The following is a 25,092-nucleotide window of genomic DNA, read 5'->3' on the forward strand; positions in this document are numbered from 1 at the left end:
CAGCGGAGGACGAGGCCCCCGGGAGCAGCACCAGCGCTGGCGCTGCTCCCTGGGTGCCCGAGCTCAGAACAGCTGGACGTCGTCGATCTCGATGCGCAGCGGCTGTCCCACGGGCGTGCGCCAGTTCAGGTTCATGACGTTCCACGGCTCGAACGGCACGAGCGTGCCCCACCCCTGCTGCATCAGATCCCACCAGCGCAGCTCCACGGTGACCCACTCCGGTCCGACCCAGAGGTCGATACCGTGGCTGTCGTAGCAAGCCGAGCAGAGCCCGCCCTCAGGCGTCGTCAGGAGCGTGCCGACGTCGAAGCGAACCTGCGTGCCCTGGCCACGGATGTGGAAGCGGATGCCCTGGAACGGCGACACATCGACGGGCCACATCTCGAAGGACAGCGCCACGCCGGCGCCCGACGCGGACGGCACCCCCGAGGAGTACGCCGCGAGCGCCGTCGAGCTCAAAGGCCCCGCACCGGGCAACAGGTTGACCGGCGGGACGGTCCCGTCGTCGTACGTCACCCACGGCCCCGTGAACGGCGGGGCGCTGCCCGCGTACGGCGCGGAGAAGAGGAAATCGCCGTCCTCGAAGTCCTCGATGACGAGGCCCGGCATCGCGCAGACGGGCAACCACACGCAGTCCGGATCGGCGCAATCCGTGAGACCGTCCGCATCGTCATCGGAGCCGTTGCTGCAGGCCCAATCGGTGTCCTCGCGCCACGACATGCAGTACGGCTGCGACTGGCAGTCCAGATCGGCGCAATCCGTGAGACCGTCCCCGTCGTCGTCGGCGCCGTTGCTGCACGTCCAGTCGGTGTCCTCGCGCACCGGCATGCAGTACGGCATCCACTGGCATTCCGGATCGGCGCAATCCGCGAGGCCGTCCCCGTCGTCATCGGAGCCGTTGCTGCACGCCCAATCGGTGTCCTCGCGCCACGGCGAGCAGAACGGATACGGCTGGCATTCCGGATCGGCGCAATCCGGGAGGCCGTCCATGTCGTCGTCGTAGCCGTTGCTGCACGCCCACTCGTTGTCCTCGCGCGGCGGCGCGCAGAACGGCTGCGATTGGCAGTCCGGATCGGAGCAATCCGGGCGGCCGTCGCCATCGTCGTCGTAGCCATTGCTGCACGCCCACTCGTTGTCCTCGCGCGGCGGCGTCGTGTCGTCGACCCCGATGACGATGTCGAGCCTCCCCTGCCCGACCGAAATGACGTCGCCATCGGCCCGGAACTGGAACGCCACGGTCGACGTCGTACCTTCGCCGATGTAGACCCACGTCGGGTTCGCGGACGTGAGGGACGCCGAGACGGGCTGGTAGCCGCCGCCGGTCCACCGCTCGAGGACCCAGCCCGGCTGGAGCGCCACGTTATAACCGCCGACCGGCAGCACCTCCGCGAGCACCGGCGTGTCGACCCCTCCGTAGATGGTCCGCGCCGTCGGGCCGTAGATATCGAACCACGCTTGGGACAGGCGGTACGTCGCGCCCGAGGAGCTGTTCCCGACGAGGGCCAGGCTGAGCGAGCCGACCTCGGACTCCTGCTCGGCGTCCTCCGGCGCGTCCGCCGTGCAGCCGACCGGGATCGCAGCAATGGCCAGGACCGAACATACGAAGAGTTGTCGCAAGTGTCTCATAATGACTCTCGTATCAGAGCCGGTCGCGCGTGAAAAGCTGGAACCGTGGGGGCGCCATGACGTCGCGCGACCGTCGGTCATGCGGTCATTGACCGACGGTCATTGACCGTTGGTCATCGGCTGGCCGGCGGCCATTGGCCGGCCATTGGCCGGCCATACGCCCATGCGCCTATGCGCCTATGCCTTGGTTGCGCCGCCCCCTCCCATCATTCATCGAATCTTTCGGTCCTCCCATCGCCGCTTCTCATCGCCTCATCGCCCGTCGCCGGCTATCGCCTCCTCTCGCATTCCGTCCACTTTGTCGGCTCGCGTCGCACGCATCGTCGCCCCGGTCCCGGTCCGCGATCGCAGCGGACCCAGCGCGCCCGCCGCCGGGCGCGCCGGGCGCGCTCCGCTCGGGTCAACCGTTCGGCGCCGGCGCGTCGACGGCCTCGGCGGCCTTCGCGTGCCGCGCTTGCTCCCGGAAGTAGCCCTCACGCTCCTCGGCGAAGGCGCGCGCGACGCTCGGACGTCCATGGAGGCGCGCGTGGTACGCGGCGAGCGCCGGCCAGGACTTCAGGTCGATCGGCGTGACAACGGACCAGTTGAGCACCGCGAAGAGGTACGCGTCGGCGACCGAGAAACGGTCGAGAAGGAACTCCCGCCCTTCGAGCCGATCGGCCGCCCAGCCGAGGCGGCGCGGCGCCCCGGCCAGCGCATGGGCCTTGACCTCGGCCGAGGCCGTCTTGTCCAGGAGCGGCATGTAGACCGCCTTGTGGAGCTCGCTCCCGATGAAGCCGAGCCACTGCTGGAGGCGCGCCCGGCCGAGCGGATCCCGCGGCGCGAGCTCCGCCTCCGGGAACCGATCCGCCACGAGCTGAAGGATCGCCGCGTTCTCGGCGAGGATCTCGCCTCCTTCGATCTCGAGCGCGGGGACGAACCCGAGCGGGTGGATCGCACGGTAGTCGGCGCCCCCCTCGGTCCGCTTCGTCTTCAGGTCGACCTCCACATACGAGGCCTCCGCGCCGGCCTCGTAGAGGGCGATGCGCGTGGCGAGAGAACATGCGAGCGGAGCGAAATAGAGCTTCATGAAAACCTCCTGACGGCGCCCAAGGTGCGCCTTGCAAGGCTGTGCGTCCAACGCATCGTCGTGATAGGGTCTATGCGTGCCACGCATAGCGTCTCCCCCTGCGCCTCCCGCGATCGGACCGCGGCCTCAGCTCGAGATCCGCGATCTGGAGCTCGTCCTCTCCCTGGCGGCCGCCGGGAGCACGGCCGGCGCCGCCTCGGCGATGCACATCACGCAGTCCGCCGTGAGCCGGGCGCTCGCCCAGGCGGAGGACCGCGTCGGCGCGCGCCTCTTCGAGCGCACCGCGCGCGGGGTCATGCCGACCGCCGCGGGAGAGCGGCTCATCGCGGGCGCCGGGCTCGTCCTCGCGCAGCTCCGGGAGCTCGAGCGAGAGGTCGCGGCGCCGGTCGCCGCGACGACGCGCGTCCGCCTCGTGTGCGAGTGCTACACGGCGTACCGCTGGCTCCCCTCCGCGATGACGACCCTCCGGCGCAGGCTGCCCCGCCTCGAGATCGTGCTCGCCGTCGAGCACACCCACGATCCGGTCGCCGCGCTCGTCCGGGGGGACATCGACGTCGCGCTGCTCACCACGTCGTCCCTGCCGAGCGACCGCGAGGCGGGCTGCGCGCTCGTCGAGCGGCCGCTCTTCTCGGACGAGGTCGTCTTCGTGATCTCGAGCTCGCACCCGCTCGCCGGGCGGGCCTCGCTCACGCGGGATCACCTCCGCGAGGGCCCGCTGATCACGCCGAACGCGACGCCGGCCGAGGCGCGCTGGTTCACGGGCGCCGTCTTCGGGCGGCAGCGGCCCAAGATCGAGCTCCTGCGCTTCCCGCTCACGGAGGCCGTTGTCGACGCGGCGCGCGCCGGGATGGGGATCGCGATCCTCTCCGAATGGGTGGCGGAAACCTACCTCGGCGGCGGCGACCTTCTGGTCAAGCGGCTCTCGTCCGGCCCGCTCCGCCGGCCCTGGCGGATCGCGTTCCGGCGCGCGTCGGCCGACGCCGCGGAGCGCCTGATCGGCGCCCTCGAGAGCTCGGCGCCGCGGCTCTACACGCGCGCCGGGTGACCCGGGTGACCCGGGTGACGCTCAGTCGAGGCCGGTGGCCTCCGGCGCGCCCAGCATCAGGTTCAGGTTCTGCACCGCCGCGCCCGAGGCGCCTTTGCCGAGGTTGTCGAGGCGCGCCATCACCAGGATCTGGTCCGGCTTGCCGAACACGAACACGTCGAGTCGGTTCGTGTCGTTGCACTCCACCGCGCCGAGGTAGCCGTCGTCCAGCGCGCCCTGGCCGCCGAGCGGCATCACCCGGATGAACGGCTCGCCGGCGTAATAGGATGTGTAGAGCTCGTGGACCGCGGCGGGCGTCGCCGCCCGGGCGAGGGCGTCCGCGAACAGGGGCACCGAGACGAGCATGCCCTTGTAGAAGTCCCCCACGACCGGCTGGAACAGGGGCGCCCTGTCGAGGCCCGCGATGGCGCGCATCTCCGGCAGGTGCTTGTGCTGCAGCGTGAGCCCGTACGGGCGCGGGCCGCGGAGCTGCTCGCGGCGCGCCCCTTCGGCCTGCTCGTAGGCCTGGATCATCTTGCGCCCGCCGCCGCTGTAGCCGGTGAGCGAGTGCGCGATCACGCGGGCGTCCCTGGGCAGGAGCCCCTGGTCGACGAGCGGCACCACGAGCGCGAGGAACCCGGTCGCATGACACCCCGGGACGGCGACGCGCCCCGCGCCGCGGACGGCCTCGCGCTGGCCGGGGCGGAGCTCCGGGAAGCCGTATACCCACCCGTCGGCCGTGCGGTGCGCGGTGCTCGGATCGATGACGCGCGTCCTCGGGTTCTCGATCCATCCGATGGATTCGCGGGCGGCGTCGTCGGGCAGGCACGTGATGAGCACATCCGCCTCGTTGATCAGCGCGCGGCGCGCCGCCGGGTCCTTGCGGCGCTCGGGGTCGATCTCGAGCAGCTGGAGGTCGCGGCGGCCCTGCAGCCGCTCGCGGATCTGGAGCCCCGTCGTACCTTCCTGTCCGTCGATGAACACCCGATGCATGGTGGCCGTGTTCATACGCCGAGCGCGCCCCAGGGACCAGCGCTTCGCGCGAGCTCACCGACGCCTCCTCGACGCCGTCGCACACCCGCCGTCGTCGCATAGCCCGCGAGGGCGCTCCCCCCGCGCCCGGGCGGCGATCATCTGGATCAGGCCCACCGTCCAGCACATCGGGCACCCGCGCAGCGCCACGAGCGCGACCGGCAGCAGCGCGACCGGCGCCCAGAGGGACGCCCGCGCGAGGAACGCCGCGGCCGCGAGGGCCCCGAGGCCGATCGCCCCGCGCGCGAGGTGCGCCGCGAGGCTCTTGCTCACGAACACCGCCTCAGCCCCGCGGGCGCGGGCAGGTGGACCTGCCGAGCAGAGCGTACCCGAGGCATGTGCCCGAGAGCGCCGTGAACATCACGTACACGCCCGCCAGACCGAACGCCGCGAGGCGCGCGGCAGCGGCGCCGCCCAGGCGCACGCCATCAGGGCGAGCGCACCGAGACCACGGAACAGCCGATCCTGCGTACCCACATTCCGTTTCATGAGCTCCTCCGTCCTTCACCCGGAGAAGCCCCGTCGCGGGGCGGAGGATTCAGGAAATCGTCACCGACGCGCGAGCTGATCCAGGACGAAGGCCAGGCGTCTTCTGGCGTCTTCTGGCGTCTCAACTTCTCGCTGTTTGCGTGCGGCTTCAACCCGTTTGTCGCGCTAGCTCACCGGCGGCTCTGCGGCGCCCAGGCGCATCCGCCGTCGTCGCACGGCTCTTCGAGGTGCTCCCCTCGCGCCCTGGCCTTGACCATCTGGATCAACCCCAGCGTCCAGCACATCGGGCATCCGCCCACCGCCACCAGCGCGACCGGCAACAGCGCCATCGCCAGCCAGAGGGAAGCGCGCGCGACGAGCACCGAGGCCACGAGGGCCGCGAGGAAGATCGCCCCGCGCGCGAAGTGCTCCACAAGGCTCCTGCTCATGAACATGGCTTGTTTCTCCTCTCCTACCCTCCCCGCACCCCCGAGGCGGAAGGCGCGCCCTCCTGCCGGAGGACCTCCCGCCGCACCAGTTGCCGCGCCCGGTGCAGACGGCTCTTCATGGCCGCCTCGCCGAGCCCGAGCATCTGGCACACCTCCTCGCCCGTCAGCCCCTCGACGTCGCGCAGCACGAGCACCTCCCGATAGGGCCGCTCCAGCATGGCGATCGCCTCATGCACGGCGCGGACCAGCCGCCAGCGCTCGAAGGCTGCCTGAGGATCGAGATCGCCCGATGGCACCGCATCGATGTCGTCCACCCGCTCCCCCAGCCGCGAGCGCTCCCGCGCGAAGGGGCGAAGCATGCGCAGGCACGCGTTCCGGACCACCGTCATCAGCCAGGAGAGGGCGCCCGGATCGCGCGCCACCTCGGGGCGGCGAGCGAGCTTCGTGAAGGCCTCCTGGACCGCATCGTCGGCGTCGAAGGCGTCGCGGCACGCGCGCAGCCCGAAGCGGTACACCCGGTCGTGGTAGGCGCGGACGAGCAGCTCCAGCGCGCCGTCATCGCCGCGCGCCGCCGCCGTGAAGACCGGATCGTGGGCTCTCGATGCTTCCATTCAGCGCCTCAGCTCCGCTGGAGGGGGCATGTGGCTCTGCCCATCAGAGCGTACCCGAAGCACGTGCCCGAGAGCGTCGTAAACAGCATGTAAACGCCCGACAGACCGAACACGGTGAGGCGCGTCACGAGCGTCAGCGGCGCCGCCCAGGCGCACGCCAGCAGCGCAAGCGCACCCAGACCACGCAGCACCCGATCCATGTTCCCCACATTGCGTTTCATGAGCTCCTCCGTCTTTCGTCCGGAGAAGCCCTGGCGCGGGGTGGAGGATTCACGAAATCGTTGCGCCAATGGCGCAAAAAGCGACCGAGCGACGCCTACGCGATGCATCCACGCCTGCGCGACGCATCCACGCCTACGCGATGCATCCACGCCTGCGCGACGCATTCACGCCTACGCGATGCATCGCAACGCTCGCCGCACTCAGGCCGGCGCGACGCGGCTGGCGACGTCGCCTGGTCCTACGGCGCGGGGCTCGGGGCGAAGGTCCTCCACGGTGCTCGCCCAGCTCTTGCCCGCGCTCCCCGTCGCGTCGTCCAGCGTGCGCACCACCTCGTGAGCGAGCGCCTCACCGAGCAGCCGGTACGCCTCGAACTGGGCTTCGTCGAAGAACTGATCCGCGGTCGTCTGGTGCGGAAACTCGGGGTGAGACTCCGCATAACGCTGGACGTCGAGCGGCAGTCCGGGCAAGAGGCCGGCCTTGACGTAGACCACCGTGACCTCCTTGGTCGCCTCGGTCTTCTCGCCCGGATCCGGCTTGAACTTCCCCACCAGGATCGGCGTGCTCGGGGTGCGTTGCTCCCAGCTACCTCGCGGATCCTTCGGGCGAACGCGCTCGAGATCCTCGCGCTTCAGCTCGAAGTTCAGCCCACGGTCCACGCGCAGGATGCGCGCCGCCTTCGCGAGCTCGTCGCACGTCCACTCGGGATCGGCGCCCGCGTCGATGCACAGGATGAGCTCACACTCTCGCTCGACGAGCGTGGTCAGCCCCAGGTTGTCGTGGTGACCGCCATCGGAGACGAAGACCAGCGTGTCGCTCTCCTTGTTCCGCGCGAAGATCTCTTTGACATGATAGGCGCTCCAGAAGTGCGCCCACCTCCGGAAGAGCACGAGCTGCTTGCCGGCGCGCCTCGCGAAGCGCGGGTTCCGGACCCAGACCCCGAGACCGCAGTTGAGCAGGGTGAGGACGACGCGCGCCCACCGCGGGATCAACGTGCCGCCCTGGCTGTTCACGGCTGCGGCGCTGATGGCGATCGAATGCGCCAGGGTGAGCGCGTCGCCATAGGCCTCGGCGGGCCCCCACCCGGTCGCGGGCCCGCCGACGGCATAGGGGCTGAACTCGAACCGCGCGGTGCCCCGTTTGTAGAGGACGGGGTCGTCCGACCCCGGGGTGTTGACCGTGGCGGTCACGACGTGGAGCGGCGCGCCGCGGCGCGGCCCGCCCAGGTTCCAGGGCGCCGGGTCCGCCGCGTGCGTCCTCTCGACGCGCGACCCGTTCGATGGCCTCAGCGCCGCGAGCGGCCAGGCGGAGGGCGAATCGCTGGCTGCCCGACCGGAGTCGCCCGGCAGCGACAGGTAGGCGCGGCGGATCTGGTTGGCCCAGAACCTGTTGATCCCCGCGTAGTTCCTCGACGTCAGGAAGCTGAGCCCGATGAACACAAGGCACAGCGTCGCCCCGAACGTCAGCTCGACGACCTTCATCGGGTCCTGCTGGACAGGCACGTGGACGAGCCCGTCGATCGACCGAGCGAGCTTGATCGGCGCCAAGAGCAGCTGGTGAAGCATGCTCGCCCATGTCGACGTCACGCCCTTCACGACATCGTAGAGATCCGTGAACCTGAGCGCGAACACCTGTCCGCTGATGGCGACCCCGATGACCGCGAGGAGCTGCTCGCGCTTCAGGCGACTCAGCAGGACAGCGAGCGCGACGGCCAGGGCAGCGCACAGCACGAAGAGGGTGAGCAGCGGATCGGCCCGCAGCGCCAGCAGGGAGCCCCACGTGAGCACCACGAGCAGCGCCGCGCGAGCGGCGAGCCAGGTCCCCGCCTCGTGGACGGACGGCCACGAGAAGAGGATCCCGAGGTACATGACGAGCAGGGCGGCGAGAAGGACACCCCCTATCAACGCCAGGGCGAACACGAGGAGGTCGAGCACGGGGAGGTGTCTTGCGATCGCGTCAGGCAAACTGCCTGGCGCCGCAGAGGCCGTGGTAAAGAAGAGAGATCGCGCTCCGTCGACGTGGCAGACCATCGCGGTCACGCTGTGCTCGACCACGCGCGCGAGGAACGCCTTCGGCGATCTCGCGCTCGAGTGGTGGAGGAACACGATCGCCGCGAACCCGGCGGTGAGGAGCGACAGCGCGTTGGCGATCGCGCCGACGAAGATCATGAGGAGGGGCTGGAGCGTGTTCGCGGTGAGGCCGATTCCGCCTGGAATGAGGTAGTCGCCTCGCAGGCGGATCCTGTCGAGGAGGCGGTTCCATGACGCGGCTTCCAGCGGGTCGAAGCGGCGCTCACGCTCCGCGTCCCCCTCCGGCCGAGGGCCGGACGTCCGAGCCGTGAGCGCGCCCCCCGCCCAGCCGCCGCCGGACACGGAGCTCATGTAATCGACATACCTGAGGATCACCTCACCGCTCTTCGTCGGGACCGTGGCGAGCCCCTTCAGGAAGCCGAGGCAGATGGTCGCCGAGCGGATGCCTCCGCCGGAGAGCGATAGCCCGACGAGGTGCGCGCCGCGCGGATCGCCGTCGCCCGCGGCCTCGTGCTTCAGGTTCGCCGCGCGGCGCCGCGCCTGGATCCACTCGGCCTCGAGCGCGCGAAGCCGACCGATGTCGGGGTACACGGCTTCGTCCCTCGAAGGCCTCTCGGCGGACTCCCACGACTGCAGGATCGTCAGCAGCGTGCCGAGGATCAGCATCAGGAAGACGATGAACGAGCAACCCGCCTTGAACAGCGGGTCGGTGTGCTCGTTCCCGTGGACCGCGTACCACAGCGCCACCCCCCATACGGTGAGAAACGTGCTCACCATCAGACCGACGGCGATCAAGAGCCCGCCGCGGCTCATGTGCTTGAGCCGGATCGAGCCCGCCGCCGGGGGTGGATCCTGCGGCGGGCGCCGGAAGAAGCCCCACAGGACAAACGCCTGAGGTGCCATGGACAGCAAGAAGACCAAGCTGATCGGGACCGCGTGCGCCGCCGCGCTGGCGAGCGCGCCGCGCTGCTCGATGACCGGAGTGACGAGCTTCGGCGGCACCCTGAACAGCACCGCCGCGACGATCACGCAGTAGGGCACCAGGAGCCGCCGAACGCGCGGATGCAGCTCGCCAAGGAGGCGCCTTACCCATGGCCACGGGCTGCGCCCCCCGGTGCGCGGCCCCTGCCGATCCGGCGCGTCATCGACGCGGGTGCTCCCTTGCTGCAGCGCGCGACCTTCGTCCGGCGGCGTGGGCTTGGTCATCGGGTGCTCGTTCGGTTGGGACATCGTTCCCCGCACGGGTTCCAGGCGCCGCACGCCTGCCGTGACGCCGCGGATTCCGCGGCGCTGGCGGCAGGCGTCTCGCGCGACCTCACGAGAGCGGACGACGTATCGTACGGAAATCGGTGAGCGATGGGGGCGTCCCGACGCGCGCGCCTCGCGCGCCGCGCCGCGCCGGCTGTTCCTGTCAGCCCGGACGGTTTCGCATGAAGTCCGCCACCTCGGCGAAGCGCTGGTCGAGGAAGGCGCGGAGCGGCGCGGGCACGTCGAGCTCGGCCATCGCCGCCCGCATGCAGCGCATCCAGGCGTCGCGCATCGCCACATCGACAGGGACGCGCGCGTGGCGCATCCGCAACCGCGGGTGGCCGTGCGCCGCGATGTAGTCCTGCGGCCCGCCAAGCCAGCCGATCAGGAAGAGCGCGAATCGGTCGCGGCTCTCACGGGCGACCTGGCCGCCCTCGTCGCAGACGTGGAGGCGCGCGAGCGCCGGCTCGTCGCGGCCCATGAGATCGTAGAAGCGCTCGACGAGCCGGCGCACCGCCGGCTCGCCGCCCAGCAGATCGAAAGGGGTCTCGGACGGCTCGGCCATGGGCGATGCCCTCTACCGGATCTGCGCCGGCGCTGCACGCCGCCGGCTCAAGCCGCCGCGGAGCTGCCGCAGGCCGCGCCGAACCACGCGGCGAGCGCGCGGCGCAGCCGCCGGTGGGCGGAGGCCTCGGGCTCGCCTGCGTCGGCCGCCCAGGCCACGTAGCCGTCGGGGCGAATCAGCAGCGCCTCCGCGGGGCGCGGCAGCGCGGCGCAGCGCGCGCTCACGACGTCCACGCGATCGCCCCAGGGCGCGGCCACGCCGCCGAGCGCGGCGCCGCCGGTCAGGTCGAGCAGCAGGCCCCTGGCCCCGTGCATGAGCTGCGCGACCCGCGTCTCCCCCTTCTGCGTGGTCAGCGCGACGTCCGGCGCCCAGCGCCCGAGCAGCGGGTGCTGCTCGCCGGGCTCGGTCGGCATCTCGTAACGGACGTCGGCCGCGTCCAGCATCTCGACGACATACCGCAGGCTCTGCTCGTGCTTGAGCAGCTCGCCGACCAGCTCGCGCAGCGCGGCGACGCGCTCGTCCCGCATCATCAGCGCGCCCTGCGCCCGCGTGTGCATGATCACGCGCTTGCCCTCGGGGTACCGCTCCGCGTGGTAGGTGTCGAGAAGCCCCGGCGGCGCCCAGCCGTGGACCTCCGCGGCCAGCTTCCAGCCGAGGTTGACCGCGTCCTGCAATCCGGTGGTGAGGCCTGGCCCGCCGGCGGGGAGATGGATGTGCGCCGCGTCGCCCACGAGCAGCACGCGGCCCGCGCGGTACGTATCCGCCTGGCGGCTCGCGTCGGTGAACCGAGACAACCACCGCGCCTCGCGGACGGGCAGATCCTCGCCGAGCGCCGCGCGAACGCTGGCCTGCAGCTCGTCGAGCGTCATCGGCGCGTCGCGGTCGAAGTCCGGCGGATACGGCTCCGACGTGACCACGCGAAACACGCCCGCTCCCAGTGGAACGACGGCGATCCCGCCGAGCCCGAACCGAACCCGGCGGCCCCCGGAGAGGACGAGGTGCCCGTCCTCCGTCGCGCCCTCGGCCAGCGTGACGTCGGCGAGGCGCAGGAGCCGGGAGGGCGGGAGTCCAGGAAAGCCGATCCCGGCCAGCTTGCGCACGGCGCTGCGGCCGCCGTCACACCCCACGACGAAGCGCGCCCGAAGCGGGTAGTCGCCGTCCGGGCCTCGGACGGTGACCGTCGCGCCCTCCCCGTCCTGATCCAGCCCGATGAGCTCGTGACCTCGACGGATCTCCGTCGTCAGCTCGCGCGCGCGCTCTTCCAGCAGCGCCTCTATGCGCGCCTGATGGATGCTCAGGAAGCGCCTGGAGACGCGCGAGAGGTCGCCGCCGAGGGCCAGCGGTATCCCGCCGAAGTGCGCGAAGCGCGTCATCTCTGCGGCGCTCTGCTCCCCGCGGAAGCGATCGAGGAGGCCCCTGTGGTCGAGGATCTCCACGGCGCGCCCGCCGAGGCCGAGCGCCTTGGAGAGCCCCGTGGGCTCGGGCAACCGCTCCAGCACGACGGGGCGGACGCCGGCCAGCCGCAGCTCGCAGGCCAGCATCAACCCGGTCGGACCGCCGCCCACGATGACGACATCGACGTTCATACGCGTTCTCCTTGTCGAACAACGATCGATTGACAACGATTGATCAGCGACGACCTGCGGGCGGCGACGGACGAACGAGGCTCACGTCACGTGGCCTCTCCGGTGCCCGCGCGGCCGCCCCATCCAGGCGTGGTCACGCCGTCCAGCACGAGGCTCACGGTCTGCTCGCCGAGGCGCGCGGCGAGCTCGAGATCGCACGAGAGTCGCGCCCGGAGGTCCGAGAAGCGCGGCCCGAAGATGCCGATCCCGGCCAGCGCGCCCATGACGGTGCAATACAGGAGCTCGAACTCGCAGTCGCGCCGGAACACCCCGCCAGCTTGACCTCGCTCGTAGAGATCGCGCAGCTGCGACGGCAGCATCGCGAGCGTCGCGGGCGGCGCGGCTTGCCAGCCGCTCATCGCCTCGTGCATCGCGAGCGGCATGCACAGCGGGCGCGAGAGGAGCAGCCGGAAGAACATCGAGAACGCGCGCCAGAGCCCCTCGCGCGGCTCGAGCGCCGCCGACGCCTCGAGCGCCGGCCGCCACCCCTCCATGAGGCCGGACCACTGGTCCTCTAGGACCGCGCGGTAGAGGCCCTCCTTGCTCCCGAAGTGATGGTAAATCATGCGCTCGTTGACCCCGGCGCGCCCCACGATGGCGTGCACGCGGGCCCCGTCAGGCCCATGCCGCGCGAACTCCTCGGCGGCGGCGTCGAGGAGCGCCCGCCGCGTCTCCTTTTTCTCGGCTCCCGGCATCAGGTAAATGTTTATTTACTCATGAACGGGCGGCGGTCAAGGGCGCGACCCGGCCGTGTTCCCCTCGCGCGGTGGAACAGGCGCCGGGCGCGAGCTCTCCCATCTCGAGCATCGGCGATCGGGCCCGCGTTGGATCCATGCCTCGCGGGCGGCTGGGTCCTCTTCCGCTGTGGCTCGATGTGGGCTCAACCGGCCGCCTCCAGCGCGGCGCACCGGACGCGGAGCTCGGCGCCGCGGACAACGCGCGATCGAGCGGCGAGCGGCGCCAGACCTCACCGATTCGACTCGTCAGAGAAAACCGGCGGTTCCCGGGGCATCTTGCTGTAGGCTCGGCCCCAGGTCAGGTCTGGCCCCTGGCCAATGTGCTTATTAGCATGAACCAGAAAACGACATTCCTCCCTGCGTTGGTGCTCGCGGCGGGCGCGCTCACGGTGAACCTGACCGGCTGCGAGCTCATCGTCGCCGTCGATCGCAGCCGGATCTCCGACACGGGCGGCGCTGACGGCGCCGGCGGGACCGGTGGCTCCGGAGGCGGCACGACGACGAGCAGCAGCGCTAGCTCGTCGTCAGGCACCGGCGGCTCGGATGGCACCGGCGGCTCGGGCGGCACCGGCGGTTCGGGCGGCACCGGCGGCTCGGATGGCACCGGCGGCTCGGGCGGCACCGGCGGTTCGGGCGGCACCGGCGGCTCGGACGGCACCGGCGGCGCAATGGCATGCCCCGGCGGCGCGACACCGTGCGACACGATCGGCGATTGCCCGGCCCCGGCCACGGAGTGCGTGAAGACCACGTGCGAAGCGCGGTGCTGCGGCACGACCAACGTGCCCGACGGCACCGTCACGATGGCGGGCCAGACGGCGGGTGACTGCAAGCAGCAGGTCTGCGACGGCGACGGCGGCACGACGTCGATCCGCGACGACACCGACAAGCCGGCCGACGACGAATGCAACGTCGGCACGTGCGCGGGCGGCTCTCCGGGCAGCTCACCGAAGAACGCTGGCACGAGCTGTACTACCGGCGGCAAGGTCTGCGACGGTAGCGGCGCCTGCGTCGGCTGCCTCGCAGCCACCCACTGCACCGCGCCCCAGATCTGCGATCCGGGGGGCACGCACACGTGCGTCAACGTGTCGTGCACCGACGGCCTGCTGAACGGCGGCGAGACCGACGTCGACTGCGGCGGCGGCGACGACGGCTCCGGCTGCGCGCCCTGCGCCGACGACCTGGAGTGCGCGCTCGGTTCGGACTGCGCGAGCGGCTACTGCAACACGGCCGGCAAGTGTGCGACGCCCAGCTGCATGGACACCGACAAGAACGGCGACGAGACCGACGTCGACTGCGGCGGCGCGTCCTTCCAGGGCGCTCCGGCCTGCGACAAGTGCGGTGTCGGGCAGACGTGCGGCGTCGCGGACGACTGCACAACGGGCTTCTGCAGCGGCGGCACCTGCGCGGCCAAGCCGGACGGCGCGTCCTGCGTGACCAACGCCGAGTGCGCCAGCGCGCGCTGCGTTGACGGGGTCTGTTGCGACACGGCGTGCACCGGCGCCTGCCAGGCGTGCTCCGCGGCCAAGAAGCTCGGCGGCTCCGACGGCGTCTGCGGCACCATCGCGGCCGGAGGTGATCCGGACGACGAGTGCCCGGACACCGGCGCGGCGTCGTGCGGGACCAACGGGTTCTGCGACGGTGCGGGCGCCTGCCAGCGCTACGCAGCGGGCACGGAGGTGCCCGCCGGGCAGACACCGGGCGATTGCCAGCAGCGCGTGTGCAACGGCGCCGGCGGCACCACGACGGACGAAGACGTCACCGATCTCCCGGTCTCAGCGACCGTCTGCTCGATGGACCCCACGTGCACGGGCACGCCGGCCATGCCGAGCTTCACGACAGCGCCGGCGGGCACCGACTGCACCGCCGACGGCCAGCCTGGCAAGACGGTGTGCGGCAGCGGGCTCGCGGCTGGCACGTGCGTCGAGTGCAACGACGACTCGAGCTGCACCTCGCCGGCCACGTGCAACACGACGACGAACGCCTGCGAGTGATCGCGACAGCGTGGAGGGCGCCCGGGGCGACCTGGGCGCCTTCTTCGTTTTGTCGGCCTGCTCGGGGTTCAGCAGACCTCGAGGCGAGGACGACCCCAAAGAAGCCCGACGAGCGCGATGCGGGCTCTCTGCTCGACCGCCTGCCCCTCGACCCCGAGGAGCGCCGCGCCCGGGTCCGACGCGCCACCGATCGTCGAGCCCCGGATCGCGCCACGCGGCGATCCGCGCCCTCCGGCGGTGTCACCGGCCACAGAGGGAGGTGGACCAGGCGTCGGCCTGGAGGATTACGGCGTTCGAAGCGCCAGGGGACTCGGTGATGTCCGTAAGGTCGCTCTTCGCCACGTACATGGGGCCGCTGGGCACGCCCGCCATGCGCGGGATCTTGGGGTCGAGCAGCGCCCAGCTACCACCGTAGGTGAAGTTCGTGACCTCGACCAGCGCTGCGCGGTTCAGCTTGCCGACGATCTTCCGAGGGCGCGACGGAGCATCCACGTTGTAGACGTTGGCTCCGGTCGACGACGCTCGGTAGGTCCTCAGAAAGCGGGTCAAGTCGGTTCGAAAGACGTTCATATCGGTGTTCCGGCCCGGGCACGTCTTGATCCCTTTGCCGTCCCACGTAGGCGGATACATGATCGTACCGGTCGCCTTGTCCTTCCACGAGCACTCGCGATGCCCAGGCACCGTGTTCGCAGTGATGTCGCTCAAGGGCAATTCGCACCACCGCATAAGAGAGCGGATCATGCAAAATGCTCTGTTACGGAGATCCGGCAACATCGTCTCTCTGTCGTAGTTTCCTACGATCTCGATGCCGAGCGTCCGGGCGTTCCAGTCCCCGGCGTGGATGCCCACCTGATTCGGAGGCGTGCCGACCCAGATGCCATCCGGCGCATTGAAGAGGTGGGGGCCGGCGGTCCAGTTGGGCTTGGCCTTGTACGTCGCCATGAGACTGGGCATGTCGACCTTCCCATTCCACGATGCGCGGAATCCCTCCGTATGGTGAATGACGATGCCCTTCACCCACGCGGGGCCCCGCTTGCCGAGCGTCGACAAGTAGCTATCGAACGCCGCCATATCGCGGAGTTGCCTACCATCCCAGACAAAATCGACGTTTCCCATGGCAAGCGCCTCCCGCCGGAGGGTACCAAAGGGGGCTGGCGAGCTCAACAGTCATCACGGATGTCGCAGGGCTGCCCCGCCCGTTCCGTTGGCACGGCAATAAGGCAGACGCGGGGTTCGGGTCGCAGCCCCAGGGAAGCACCCGATCGCGACGGTTCACCCCCCCATCAAATCATCCTTCGGCAACTCCGTACTATGCGCGCGACAGGCGCACCTCGACCTCCCGCTCCACGTAGGCCCACTCCTCCGTCTCGCGCAGCCTGCCCACGAGATCGTCGAAGGCGCCGGCGTCGCCCACGGCGAACTCGAACCAGGTCAGGAAGTCGAACGGGCCGCCGAGATCCCGGCTGTGGTAGAGCCGCCTCGCCACGGCCGGCAGGTAGTCGAGGCCGATCTCGATATGGCGCGACCGCGCCTCGAAGATGGCCCGCCGCTCGTCCTGCGCGAGCGCCCACCACGCCTTCGATTTTCTGAGCGGGATCAGCGCCGCCTGCGCGCTCGACGCCCGGCCCAGGTCTTCCTGGACCGCGACGAGGCGCCTCCTCTCCTCGAGCTCGACATAGCGCTCGTTGCTCCTCACGCCGCCCAGCACCCAGGTCGCCTCCGGCGGCGCGACGAAGCTGCCCCCCTCGATGCGCTGCAGCCGCGGCGCCGCCGGCAACCCCTCGCCTCGCACCGTGATCATCCGCTCGACCCGCCACTCCCCGGCGGGACCCGCGACGAAACTCACCCGAACAGGATTTCCTTCCATGGCTCGCTCCGAGACGACGGCAATGCCGGACCAACGCCGTCTCCGCCCGACGGCAAGGGCGGCCCGATCACACGCCCTCTCGGCGCGAGAGCGCGCCGGGAAGGCCGCTGCGCTCGGGCTCGCCGCGCCGGCCGAGCCCGACACGCAACGCGGTCGATGATGTGCGGACAGGGGTTTCGCCGTCGTTTCCGCGCGATGATTTTCCGTCGCCCGGGTCAGCTCAGAACAAGATAGGAGTCGCCGAACTCGTGACAGAGATACCCTGCCTCCTCCGCATAGGAGTTCGCGCGGTGGAGCAGCGAGGCAGGCGCGAACGCCTCGAGGAGCCGGAAGTGGCTCTCTGTCGGATCGTGCACGCCGGTCAGGAGCCCGTCGACCACCCTCGGCCGGAAGCCGTGGTGAAGGATCAGATCGGTGACCCCCGGCCCGGCCCGCAGCTCACCCCCGTGCTGGGCGGCGCAGCCCTCGAGGGCGCGCGTCACCGTCGTGCCGACCGCGATGACGCGGCGCCCGCTCGCCTTGGCCTCGCGCACCGCAGCCACCATCTCTTCCGGGATGTCGAAGCGCTCCGGCAGCGGGAGCAAGGCGTCGAGCGCCGGATCGCCGGTCGACGAGATCCCTGCGGCGTGGGTGAGCGAGGCGATCCGGACGCCGCGGCGGATCAGCTCGAGCAAGAGCCCCCAGACGAGCGGCCGCCCGGCCGACGGGAGCTCGGCGCAGAGAGGCCGGCTCGCGTAGCGCGTCTGCGTGTGCCAGATCGCGAGCGGGGCCGCGACGTACGCATACTGGATCGGGCGCCCCCTCCGGTAGAGGGCCGACCACAGCGCGGCGCCCCGCTCGCGAAAGGCGATCTCGACGAGGCGCGGCGAGGCCGGTGACACGCGCTCGACCGTAACCGACAGGTCCTCTCCGAACGTCACCGCGTCCCCCGGGCCGAGGGCGGGCGGCGCCGGGCGATCCTCGGTGCGCGTGTGCCAGTCGCCGGCGCCGAACAGCAGGGCCGAATAGCGCCCCTCGAACAGCTCGCCGATGAGACGGACTTCCACCTCCTCACCGCGCTCGGTCGCGCCGTGGAGCGAGGCCGGCAGCGTGGCGCCGTCGTTGACGACCAGGAGATCGCCCGGCTCGAGGAGCGCGGGCAGATCTGCGATGCGCGCGTCCCGCAGGCGCCCCTCTCGCGGGTCCACGTGGAGGAGCCGCTCCTCGAGCGGGCTCTCGCGGGGCCACGTCGCGGGGCTCATGGCGCCTCCGGGAGCCGCGCGGCCTCTACGCGCGCGCCGCTCGGGACCTCGCCGGCGCGGCCGACGAGCGCGACGATGCGCCTCGCCACGTCCGCAGGATCGGCCAGCGTGCTCGGGTCGGCGTCGGGGATGGCCTCCGCGTGCATCCGCGTGTTCATCTCGCCCGGATCCACCGCGTAGAACGCGACGCCCGTCCCCTCGAGCTCGGCGGCCCAGGTGCGGCTCAGGTGATCGAGCGCCGCCTTCGAGGCGCCGTAAGCGCCCCACCGCGGATAGGCGTTCACCGCCGCGTCCGAGCTGATGTGGACGACGACCCCGCGCCGCCGCAGCGCCATCGCGCCGGCGACCACCTTCGTCAGGCGGAACGGGCCGACCACGTTGACCTCGAGCACGCGCGCGAGATCCTCGCACTCCGTGTCGAGCAGGATCGGCAGCGGCGTCTTGCCGAGCGTGCTCGCGTTGTGGATGAGCAGGTCGATCGGCCCGACCAGCGCCGCCGCCGCGCCTGCGATCGCGTGCGTCTGGCCCTTGTCCCCGATGTCCGCCGCGAGCGCGTGCGCCTCCCCGCCCTGCGCGGCGATCTCGGCCGCGACGGCCTCGAGCGGCGCGCGCTCGCGCGCCACGAGGACCACCTTCGCCCCTTGCCGGGCGAGCTCCCTGGCGAGCGCGGCGCCGAGCCCGCGGCTCGCCCCCGTGACCAGCGCCGCCCGCGGCGCGAACCGCTCGCCCCGCGCGGCGCGGGGGAGCGACGGGTGGGAGCTCGTTTCGGCCTGGATCAGCGCCTCGCTTCCGGTCGATTCGTCGTTCATGGTGCCTTCCTCCTGGACACCAGCCTAATCCGCGCGGGTTCTCCGGTTGGAGCGGGCGCCAATATCCTGGAAGAGTGCTAATCTCCGGGCATGGACCAGGACGCGGAGCTCGCGGGGCGGCTGGCGAAGAACATCAAGCAGCTGCGCGAGGCGCGCGGGCTGACGCAGCAGCAGCTGGCCAAGCTCGCCGGCGTGCCGCGGGCGACCTGGGCGCACCTCGAGTCCGGCGCGGCGAACCCGACGCTCGGCGTGCTGCACCGGGCCGCCGCCGCGCTCCAGGTCTCCATCGAGGAGATGCTCTCCGCGCCCCGCGCCACGTGCCAGCTCTACGCGCGCGACGCGCTCCCCACGCGCTCTCCCGGGCAGGCGTTCGTCCGCAAGCTCCTGCCGGACCCGATCCCGGGCATGGAGATGGATCGCATCGCGATCCCCCCGGGCGGGCGGATGACGGGCGTCCCGCACACCCCGGGCACCCGCGAGTACCTGACGTGCGAGTCGGGGGAGCTCCAGCTCGTGGTCAGCGGAGAGCGGTTCACGCTCGGCTCCGGCGACGTCGCCGTGTTCCGCGGCGATCAGCGCCACTCGTACCACAACCCCGGCAAGCAGCCGGCGGTCGGCTACTCGGTCGTGGTCCTCGCGCGCGTGCTCTGAAGGGGCGGCGGCGCGCATCACACGGCGCCGCGGCGCCTACCGCTCGCCGGGCGCCATCCACTTGGGCTCGGCGCCCGGGCGCCACGCGGCGAGCAGATCCAGGAGAACCGGCGCCTCCTCGGCGACCTGCAGCACGGCGCGGTGGGCCGGCTTCATGAACTGCTCGGCCACGACGTGATCCAGAAAGGCGATCAGCGGGCGGTAATACCCCGCCACATTGAGCAGCCCGACCGGCTTGTCCTGCGAGCCGAGCTGCGTCCATGTCCACACCTCGAACAGCTCTTCCAGCGTCCCGACGCCCCCCGGCAGGGCGATGAACGCGTCCGCGAGGGCGGCCATCTCCGCCTTGCGCTGGTGCATCGTCTCGACCACGCGGAGATCGGTCAGCCCGCGGTGCTCGATCTCCCGCTGGTTGAGGAACCCCGGGATGACGCCGATCACCTCACCGCCGCGCGCGAGCACCGCGTCGGCGATCACGCCCATGAGCCCGACGCGGCCCCCGCCGTACACGAGCCCGATCCCTCTCGCCGCGAGGAGCTCGCCGAGCCGCACGGCCGCCTCGCGGTAGGCCGGCGACGCGCCGGGGTTCGACCCGCAGTAAACGCAGATCCTGGAGAGCGTTCTCATGGGCCGGAGCCTACGCCGGCAGGCGAGCTCGTCCAAGCGGGGAGCGGTGGGCCGGCGCGCCGTGGAGGGTAGCCTTCTCCCCGGCGGCGCGCCCTGGCGCCCCCGCTTCGCGGCCCGGCACCCCCGCGCGGCGGCGGTGCCGTGGCCGGCGGATCACTCCTTGTCGAGCTTGCCGACGAGGCTCAGCGTGAAGAAGGCGCCCATGTACTTGAAGTGCGGGCGCACCTGCATGTCGACCTTGTACCAGCCGGCGTTCCCCGGCACCTCGGTCACGATGATGCGCGCCTTGCGGAGCGGCCTGCGCCCGCGGGTCGCCGCGGAGACCACGTCCTGATCGGCGACGTACTGGCCGATCCAGTCGTTGAGCTCCTTCTCGAGATCGCCGCGCTCCTTCCACGTACCGATCTGCTCGCGCTGCAGCACCTTCAGGTAGTGCGCGATGCGGCACATGATGAACATGTACGGCAGCTGCGTGCCGAGCCGGTAGTTCATCTCGGCCGCCCTGCCCTCGTCGCTCTGCCCGAAGAACTTCGCCTTCTGGGCGGAGTTGGCCGAGAAGAAGCAGGCGTTGTCCGAGTCCTTGCGGAACGTGAGCCCGATGAAGCCCTCCTCGGAGAGCTCGAACTCGCGCCGCTCGGTGAGCATGATCTCGGTCGGCACCTTCGTCTGGATCTCGCCCATCGCCTCGTACTGGTGGAGCGGCAGGTTCTCCACGGAGCCGCCCGCCTGGGGGCCGATGATGTTCGGACACCAGCGGTACTTGGCGAAGCTGTCGGCGAGCCGGGTGGCGAAGGCGTACGTCGCGTTGCCCCAGCAGTACGCGTCGTGCTGGCCGACCACGTCCTCCTCGTAGTTGAACGCCTTCACCGGGACGGTGTTGGCGCCGAAGGGCAGGCGGAGCAGGAAGCGCGGCATGACGAGCCCGACGTAGCGCGCGTCCTCGGTCTCGCGGAACGCGTTCCACTTCGTGTACTGCGGCCCCTCGAAGAGCGCCTTGAGGTCCTTCAGGTTGGGCAGCCCCTGGAAGTCCTTCAGGCCGAAGAACTGCGGCCCTGCCGCCGCGATGAAGGGCGCGTGCGACATCGTCGCGACCGCGGCGCACTTCTGGAGGAGCGCGATGTCCTGGGGGCCCGGGCCGAACTCGTAGTTCGCGATGATCGCGCCGACCGGCTTGCCGCCGAACTGCCCGAACTCGGCCGAGTAGACGATCTTGTAGAGCCCGCTCTTCGGCACCTCGGGGGCGTCCTCGAAATCGGCGAGGAGGTCCTCCTTGGAGCAGTTGAGCATCTCGACCTTGACGTTCTCGCGGAAGTCACACCGGTCGATGACGAACTTGAGGCCGCGCCACGCGGACTCGAGCTTCTGGAAGCTCGGGTTGTGGAGGATCTCGTCGATCTGCCGCGACAGCTTGACGTCGATCTCCGCGATCAGCGCGTCGACGAAGGCCTTGTCGACCTTCTCCCCCTCGCGCCGCGGGGCGACGAGCTCCGAGATGAAGGCCTGCACGCCGCGCTTGGCGATCTCGTACCCCTCGTCGCCGGGCGTCATCTTCGTCTCGGCGAGGATCTCGTCGAGCAGCGACCCCCCCTCGAGGGTCTGGACGCCCGCGCTCCCCGCGGCCTGTGTCTCCGTCGCCATCGCTTACTCCCCTTCCTTGTCGAGCCCGAGCTCGCTCACGATCTTGTTGCGCTGAGCCGGGTCGCTCAGGATCTGCTGAATCTTGTTGCGGAACGCCTTCTCGTTTCCGAGCGGGCCCTTGAGGGCCGTCAGCGCGGCGCGCAGGTCGAGCAGCTTCTTGAGCTCCGGCACCTGGTTCGCGATCGCCTCGGGCTCCATGTCGCTCAGGCGGCGGAACTTGAGGTTGACCGTGAGCTCGCTGTTCTCCTGCTCGGACAGGACGTCCTTCACGTTGAAGGTGAGCGCGAGCTTCTGCTCGCTCATGACCTTCTGGAAGTTGTCCTTGTCCACGTTGATGGGCTTGCGGTCCTCGAGGGGCCGCGGATCCGGCCGCTGCGTGTAGTCGCCGAGCATCAGGAGCTTCAGCGGCAGCTCGACGTCCTCCTTCGCGTTCCCGGTGGCCGGCTTGTACGTGATGTTCACGCGCTCTTTCGGCGCGACCGATCCCTCTTTCATCGCAGGCTCCTTTCCCCGTCAGCAGCGGGCGGAGCGCCCGCAGGCCGAACGAGCATAGAACAAAACCCCCGCCCCTCGGGCAAGCTTCTCGGCGCGACGCGCATCCCCGTCTTTGCCACTCGCCCACGCTGCCCCCTGCCCCCCGGCTCACTCCCCCAGCGACATCTTCAAGGCGAGCGCCGCGTCGAGCTGGCAGACGCGCTCGAAGCAGAGCGTCTCCTTCGCCTTGGCCTCGGGGGTGGCCTCGTAGCCCTGGTTCAGGACCCGGTAGCACGTGTGGAGCGCGGCGTAGAGCTCCGCGCAGAGATCCGGCTGCCAGGTGGTGAGTCGGTGGTGGTCGACGAGGTGCTCCAGCGCCTCGAGCTGCGCCCGCGCCACGAGGAACTGGGACAGCTCGATGTTGATCTGGGCCATCGCGAGCCTCACGCGGAAGCGGTCCAGCGCCGTCGGAGCCGCGGCGGCGGCCTTCTCGAGGAGCGCCATCGCGTCGATGGGCTGCTGGTTCGCGACGAGCCCTCTGGCGTCGGACAGCGGCTTGTCGAGGTAGCTCCGCGGCCTCGCCGGGGCTGCGGCGCCGCTCGCGCCCGAGCCGCCGAGCGCGGCCGCGACCTCGGACGAGAGCCACGCCTGCGTCTCGCCGTCGGCGAACGGCGTGCCGTCGCTGAACTTGAGGGTCGGCAGGAGCGGCGCGCGGAGCAGCAGCGCGCCCACCTCGACGAGCACCGCCCGCTTGGCGTCGGCGTAGTCGTCGCCGAGCTGCTCGAGCGCGTTCGCGACGTACCTGTGCGGATCGAGCCAGAGGGGGTAGCTCTGCGCGTACTCGTCGGCGACCTGCAGCAGATCGGCGAACGCCCCCTGGGTCGTGAGCGCCGGGAGCGTCTGCAGCACGTGCTCGGGCGGCGCCGGGATCGCCGTGCTGCCCGTCGGAGACGACGCGCCCGGATCGTCGAGGAGGTCGACCCAGAGCCCCACCCGGAGGATGCGGTACGCGGACGCCCGCTTCGGATCCGCCGCCCGCAGCGCGTCGCCCGCGCGCGCCATCAGGGGCGAGCACTTGCCGAGGGCGGCGAGCGCGGAGTCTTCGTCGACGATCGCCTCGAGGCTGAGCGCCGGATCACCCGCGGCAGCCACGGGCGCGGGCGCGGGCGGCGGTGCGGCGGCCGCAACCGTGGCCACCGGCGGCGCCTCGACCTTCGGCGGCTCGACCCGCGGAGGAGGAGGCGGCGGGGGAGGCGGCGGAGGAGGCGGCGGCGGCGCCTCCGCGGGCAGGCTCGCGACGAGGCTGCGCATCGCGTTCCGGAGCGGGCCGAGCCCTCCGTACGCGTCGCCGAGCTTGTCGGCGAGGTCGACGTCCAGGGCGCGGCTCACCTGGTCGATGGCGTTCACCACGTCGCGGTCCGCGGCGGAGACGGTGATGCCCGTGAGCGTCCCTGCCGCGATGTCTCCGAACCAGGAGCACAGGTTGCCGCGCGCCTTGGGCCGCTTGATCGCGGGATACATGGTGTCCCAGAACGCGTTGTTCAGCTCTTGCACGAGCACGAGCCCGTCGAGCAGGCCGGGCAGCTTGTCGATCTGCGACTTCGCCGCCGCGTAGTAGAGCGCGACGCGGAAGTCCTTGGACTTCTCGCTCAGGAGCTCATCGGCGACGCTCGCGATGCGCCCCCAGTCGACCTTGCCGCCCGCGAGCGACTGCAGCTTGTCGACCTCGTTCTTGAGGCCCTCGAACGCCTCGTCGTAGGTGACGTCGGCGCCGACGCCACCGTTGATGGGCGCGTACAGCGCCTCGATCCGCTCTTTGGATTGTTGGATGGCGTCTTCAGCGGCCATGGGGCGCGCAGGATATCAAGGCGTCCTGGCTGTGGACGGCGAATCAGACGCCGACTGCACGACGACTGCACGACGACGGCACGGCGACCGCGCGACGGCTGCACGCCGACTCCGGCGGTGAGCCGGACGCCGCGCCGGAGCGGCGCGCGCGGCGTGGAGCGGGTCCCTTCGGCTCGGGCGTCGGCTCAGCCGAGGGCTTCCAGGAAGCTGTCGAGCGACAGGTCGGTCCGGGCGACGAGCGCGTCGAGCTCTGGTCCGAGCGCATGTCGGGAAACGTGCTCCTCGACGCGTGGTGGTCCGCAGAGGTCGGCGATGTGTTCGGCCTGGGTGGTGGGCGCGATCATCTCGCGGAACGAGCCCACGTGGGGGGTACCGAGGTGGAGGAGCAGGGTGCGCTGGGGTGTCCAGAACGCGTTCATCAGCGTGCGTCCCCATTTCGACAGGCGGCGGGTCATGTCCATCCACACGGCGGCGGCGTAGGCGTCTCCTGCGCCGAGCGGCAGCCTGAGGGCGAGCCCTGTCCTCGGGAGCTCCTGACCGCGGAATGGGATCACCGAGTCGAGGATGTTCTGCAGCACCCAGAAGCGGCTCGCGTCGGTGCCGAAGCCGGCGTCCCAGAGCGCCTTCATCGGCTGGGTCTTCAGCCATGCGCGGTAGGCGGCCTGCGCCGATTCGGGGTCGTCGAGTGACGGCGGCGCGATCTGGGAGACGCGGTGGAGGAAGGCGTCGACGGGCAGGGTCCTGCCGTTCGTCGCGGCGTCGTGGGCGGCGGCGAGGAGGGGGAACAGGGTGATGGGGAGCGACGGCCCGGCGGAGACGAGTTGATCGTAATCGTAGGACCCGAACACCACCATCGGGTAGAGCCGCCCGGCGTTATCGCCGCTGGCGGCCCAGGCGCCCACGAGCCCGCGGGTGGGCGGCTCGTCGCCTTTCGGTTCGCCGTGGAAGACGAAGAGGCCCAGGGCTGTCTGGTAGTGCGCATCGAAATGGGCGCCCATGGCGCGCCGGGCGAAATCGATGGACGCGCCCAGCCAGCGGTCGAAGGCCGCGAGCTCTTCTCCACCTGCGTTCAGCCGGATGAAATCGCCCGTGGCGGGCAGCTTGCCGAAGCAGCCGATCTGCGGCGGAGCGGCAGGGCCCTTCTTGCGGCGCCAGAACATGACTGCTGGGAGTGAACCACGAACTGCTCACCGAGCGCTACCACCTTCCCGGTTGCGCCAAGAACGTGCGAGCGCCCCCTGAA

The 25,092-nt window shown here is 71.0% G+C and carries 24 protein-coding genes; 3 read left to right on the forward strand and 21 right to left on the reverse strand.

All coding sequences use genetic code 11. The features are described from left to right. Positions 1–63: 63 nt before the first annotated feature. Positions 64–1,626 (reverse strand): hypothetical protein, encoded by a 1,563-nt coding sequence (locus WMF45_RS27920; RefSeq protein WP_437707590.1) that lies wholly within the window; start codon positions 1,624–1,626, stop codon positions 64–66. Positions 1,627–2,026: 400 nt separating this feature from the next. Further along, positions 2,027–2,695 carry a glutathione binding-like protein gene (locus WMF45_RS27925; RefSeq protein WP_437707592.1) on the reverse strand — a complete coding sequence of 223 codons (669 nt, stop codon included), beginning with the start codon at positions 2,693–2,695 and terminating at the stop codon, positions 2,027–2,029. A gap of 76 nt (positions 2,696–2,771) precedes the next feature. Here WMF45_RS27925 and WMF45_RS27930 point away from each other — a divergent pair, with 76 nt between their 5' ends. Continuing rightward, entirely contained in the window at positions 2,772–3,740 is a 969-nt protein-coding gene (locus WMF45_RS27930) for a LysR family transcriptional regulator (protein ID WP_437707594.1), read from the forward strand. A gap of 21 nt (positions 3,741–3,761) precedes the next feature. Here the strand turns inward: WMF45_RS27930 and argC are convergent, their stop codons facing one another. The 10 genes from argC to WMF45_RS27980 all read right to left on the reverse strand — a co-directional run bounded on the left by argC (position 3,762) and on the right by WMF45_RS27980 (position 12,661). Beyond that, the gene (argC, locus tag WMF45_RS27935) at positions 3,762–4,712 is read right to left on the reverse strand and encodes an N-acetyl-gamma-glutamyl-phosphate reductase (protein ID WP_437707595.1); all 951 of its coding nucleotides are present in this window, start codon (positions 4,710–4,712) and stop codon (positions 3,762–3,764) included. Between the two features lie 54 nt (positions 4,713–4,766). Further along, entirely contained in the window at positions 4,767–5,024 is a 258-nt protein-coding gene (locus tag WMF45_RS27940) for a hypothetical protein (RefSeq protein ID WP_437707597.1), read from the reverse strand. Positions 5,025–5,034: 10 nt separating this feature from the next. After that, complete coding sequence (locus WMF45_RS27945) at positions 5,035–5,112, reverse strand: hypothetical protein (RefSeq protein WP_437719590.1); 78 nt, start codon at positions 5,110–5,112, stop codon at positions 5,035–5,037. Positions 5,113–5,410: 298 nt separating this feature from the next. Continuing rightward, positions 5,411–5,668: a hypothetical protein gene (locus tag WMF45_RS27950; RefSeq protein WP_437707599.1), complete on the reverse strand. Its 258-nt coding sequence runs from the start codon at positions 5,666–5,668 to the stop codon at positions 5,411–5,413. 23 nt (positions 5,669–5,691) lie between these two features. Further along, positions 5,692–6,279 (reverse strand): RNA polymerase sigma factor, encoded by a 588-nt coding sequence (locus WMF45_RS27955; protein WP_437707601.1) that lies wholly within the window; start codon positions 6,277–6,279, stop codon positions 5,692–5,694. A gap of 8 nt (positions 6,280–6,287) precedes the next feature. Continuing rightward, positions 6,288–6,500, reverse strand: coding sequence for a YgaP-like transmembrane domain (locus WMF45_RS27960; RefSeq protein WP_437707603.1), 213 nt, complete (start codon positions 6,498–6,500; stop codon positions 6,288–6,290). Between the two features lie 201 nt (positions 6,501–6,701). Next, on the reverse strand, positions 6,702–9,758 hold the full coding sequence (locus WMF45_RS27965; RefSeq protein ID WP_437707605.1) for a hypothetical protein: 3,057 nt from the start codon (positions 9,756–9,758) through the stop codon (positions 6,702–6,704). 181 nt (positions 9,759–9,939) lie between these two features. Next, positions 9,940–10,341: a group II truncated hemoglobin gene (locus WMF45_RS27970; RefSeq protein WP_012237604.1), complete on the reverse strand. Its 402-nt coding sequence runs from the start codon at positions 10,339–10,341 to the stop codon at positions 9,940–9,942. A gap of 47 nt (positions 10,342–10,388) precedes the next feature. After that, positions 10,389–11,927, reverse strand: a complete 1,539-nt coding sequence (locus WMF45_RS27975) for an FAD-dependent monooxygenase (RefSeq protein ID WP_437707607.1) — start codon at positions 11,925–11,927, stop codon at positions 10,389–10,391. 86 nt (positions 11,928–12,013) lie between these two features. After that, positions 12,014–12,661 (reverse strand): TetR/AcrR family transcriptional regulator, encoded by a 648-nt coding sequence (locus WMF45_RS27980; protein ID WP_437707609.1) that lies wholly within the window; start codon positions 12,659–12,661, stop codon positions 12,014–12,016. A 374-nt stretch (positions 12,662–13,035) separates the two neighbouring features. On the opposite strand from WMF45_RS27980, the gene WMF45_RS27985 reads away from it, so the two are divergent. Continuing rightward, positions 13,036–14,694, forward strand: a complete 1,659-nt coding sequence (locus WMF45_RS27985; protein WP_437707611.1) for a hypothetical protein — start codon at positions 13,036–13,038, stop codon at positions 14,692–14,694. A 240-nt stretch (positions 14,695–14,934) separates the two neighbouring features. Here WMF45_RS27985 and WMF45_RS27990 read toward each other — a convergent pair whose 3' ends face one another. The 4 genes from WMF45_RS27990 to WMF45_RS28005 form a co-directional block, all read right to left on the reverse strand. Continuing rightward, positions 14,935–15,810, reverse strand: a complete 876-nt coding sequence (locus WMF45_RS27990) for a peptidoglycan recognition protein family protein (protein WP_437707613.1) — start codon at positions 15,808–15,810, stop codon at positions 14,935–14,937. A 193-nt stretch (positions 15,811–16,003) separates the two neighbouring features. Then, the gene (locus WMF45_RS27995) at positions 16,004–16,561 is read right to left on the reverse strand and encodes a chlorite dismutase family protein (RefSeq protein ID WP_437707615.1); all 558 of its coding nucleotides are present in this window, start codon (positions 16,559–16,561) and stop codon (positions 16,004–16,006) included. A gap of 215 nt (positions 16,562–16,776) precedes the next feature. Beyond that, positions 16,777–17,802: an S-adenosylmethionine:tRNA ribosyltransferase-isomerase gene (locus WMF45_RS28000; protein ID WP_437707617.1), complete on the reverse strand. Its 1,026-nt coding sequence runs from the start codon at positions 17,800–17,802 to the stop codon at positions 16,777–16,779. Next, positions 17,799–18,611 carry an SDR family NAD(P)-dependent oxidoreductase gene (locus WMF45_RS28005; protein WP_437707619.1) on the reverse strand — a complete coding sequence of 271 codons (813 nt, stop codon included), beginning with the start codon at positions 18,609–18,611 and terminating at the stop codon, positions 17,799–17,801. Before WMF45_RS28005 ends, WMF45_RS28000 begins: the two co-directional genes overlap by 4 nt. A gap of 90 nt (positions 18,612–18,701) precedes the next feature. Between WMF45_RS28005 and WMF45_RS28010 the strand changes: the two genes are divergently transcribed. Then, positions 18,702–19,262 carry a helix-turn-helix domain-containing protein gene (locus tag WMF45_RS28010; RefSeq protein ID WP_437707621.1) on the forward strand — a complete coding sequence of 187 codons (561 nt, stop codon included), beginning with the start codon at positions 18,702–18,704 and terminating at the stop codon, positions 19,260–19,262. 36 nt (positions 19,263–19,298) lie between these two features. Here WMF45_RS28010 and WMF45_RS28015 read toward each other — a convergent pair whose 3' ends face one another. From WMF45_RS28015 to tagF, 5 genes are all read right to left on the reverse strand, one after another. Then, positions 19,299–19,889, reverse strand: a complete 591-nt coding sequence (locus WMF45_RS28015) for a TIGR00730 family Rossman fold protein (RefSeq protein ID WP_437707623.1) — start codon at positions 19,887–19,889, stop codon at positions 19,299–19,301. A gap of 153 nt (positions 19,890–20,042) precedes the next feature. Beyond that, the gene (tssC, locus tag WMF45_RS28020) at positions 20,043–21,527 is read right to left on the reverse strand and encodes a type VI secretion system contractile sheath large subunit (RefSeq protein WP_437707624.1); all 1,485 of its coding nucleotides are present in this window, start codon (positions 21,525–21,527) and stop codon (positions 20,043–20,045) included. Positions 21,528–21,530: 3 nt separating this feature from the next. Further along, positions 21,531–22,022, reverse strand: coding sequence for a type VI secretion system contractile sheath small subunit (tssB, locus tag WMF45_RS28025; RefSeq protein WP_012237614.1), 492 nt, complete (start codon positions 22,020–22,022; stop codon positions 21,531–21,533). Positions 22,023–22,169: 147 nt separating this feature from the next. Further along, on the reverse strand, positions 22,170–23,849 hold the full coding sequence (tssA, locus tag WMF45_RS28030; RefSeq protein ID WP_437707626.1) for a type VI secretion system protein TssA: 1,680 nt from the start codon (positions 23,847–23,849) through the stop codon (positions 22,170–22,172). A 185-nt stretch (positions 23,850–24,034) separates the two neighbouring features. After that, positions 24,035–25,009 (reverse strand): type VI secretion system-associated protein TagF, encoded by a 975-nt coding sequence (tagF, locus tag WMF45_RS28035; protein WP_012237616.1) that lies wholly within the window; start codon positions 25,007–25,009, stop codon positions 24,035–24,037. Between the last annotated feature and the right edge of the window lie 83 nt (positions 25,010–25,092).

The sequence above is a fragment of the Sorangium sp. So ce448 genome (assembly GCF_051520915.1).
In the GTDB taxonomy this organism is placed as follows: Bacteria; Myxococcota_A; Polyangia; order Polyangiales; family Polyangiaceae; genus Sorangium; species Sorangium cellulosum_B.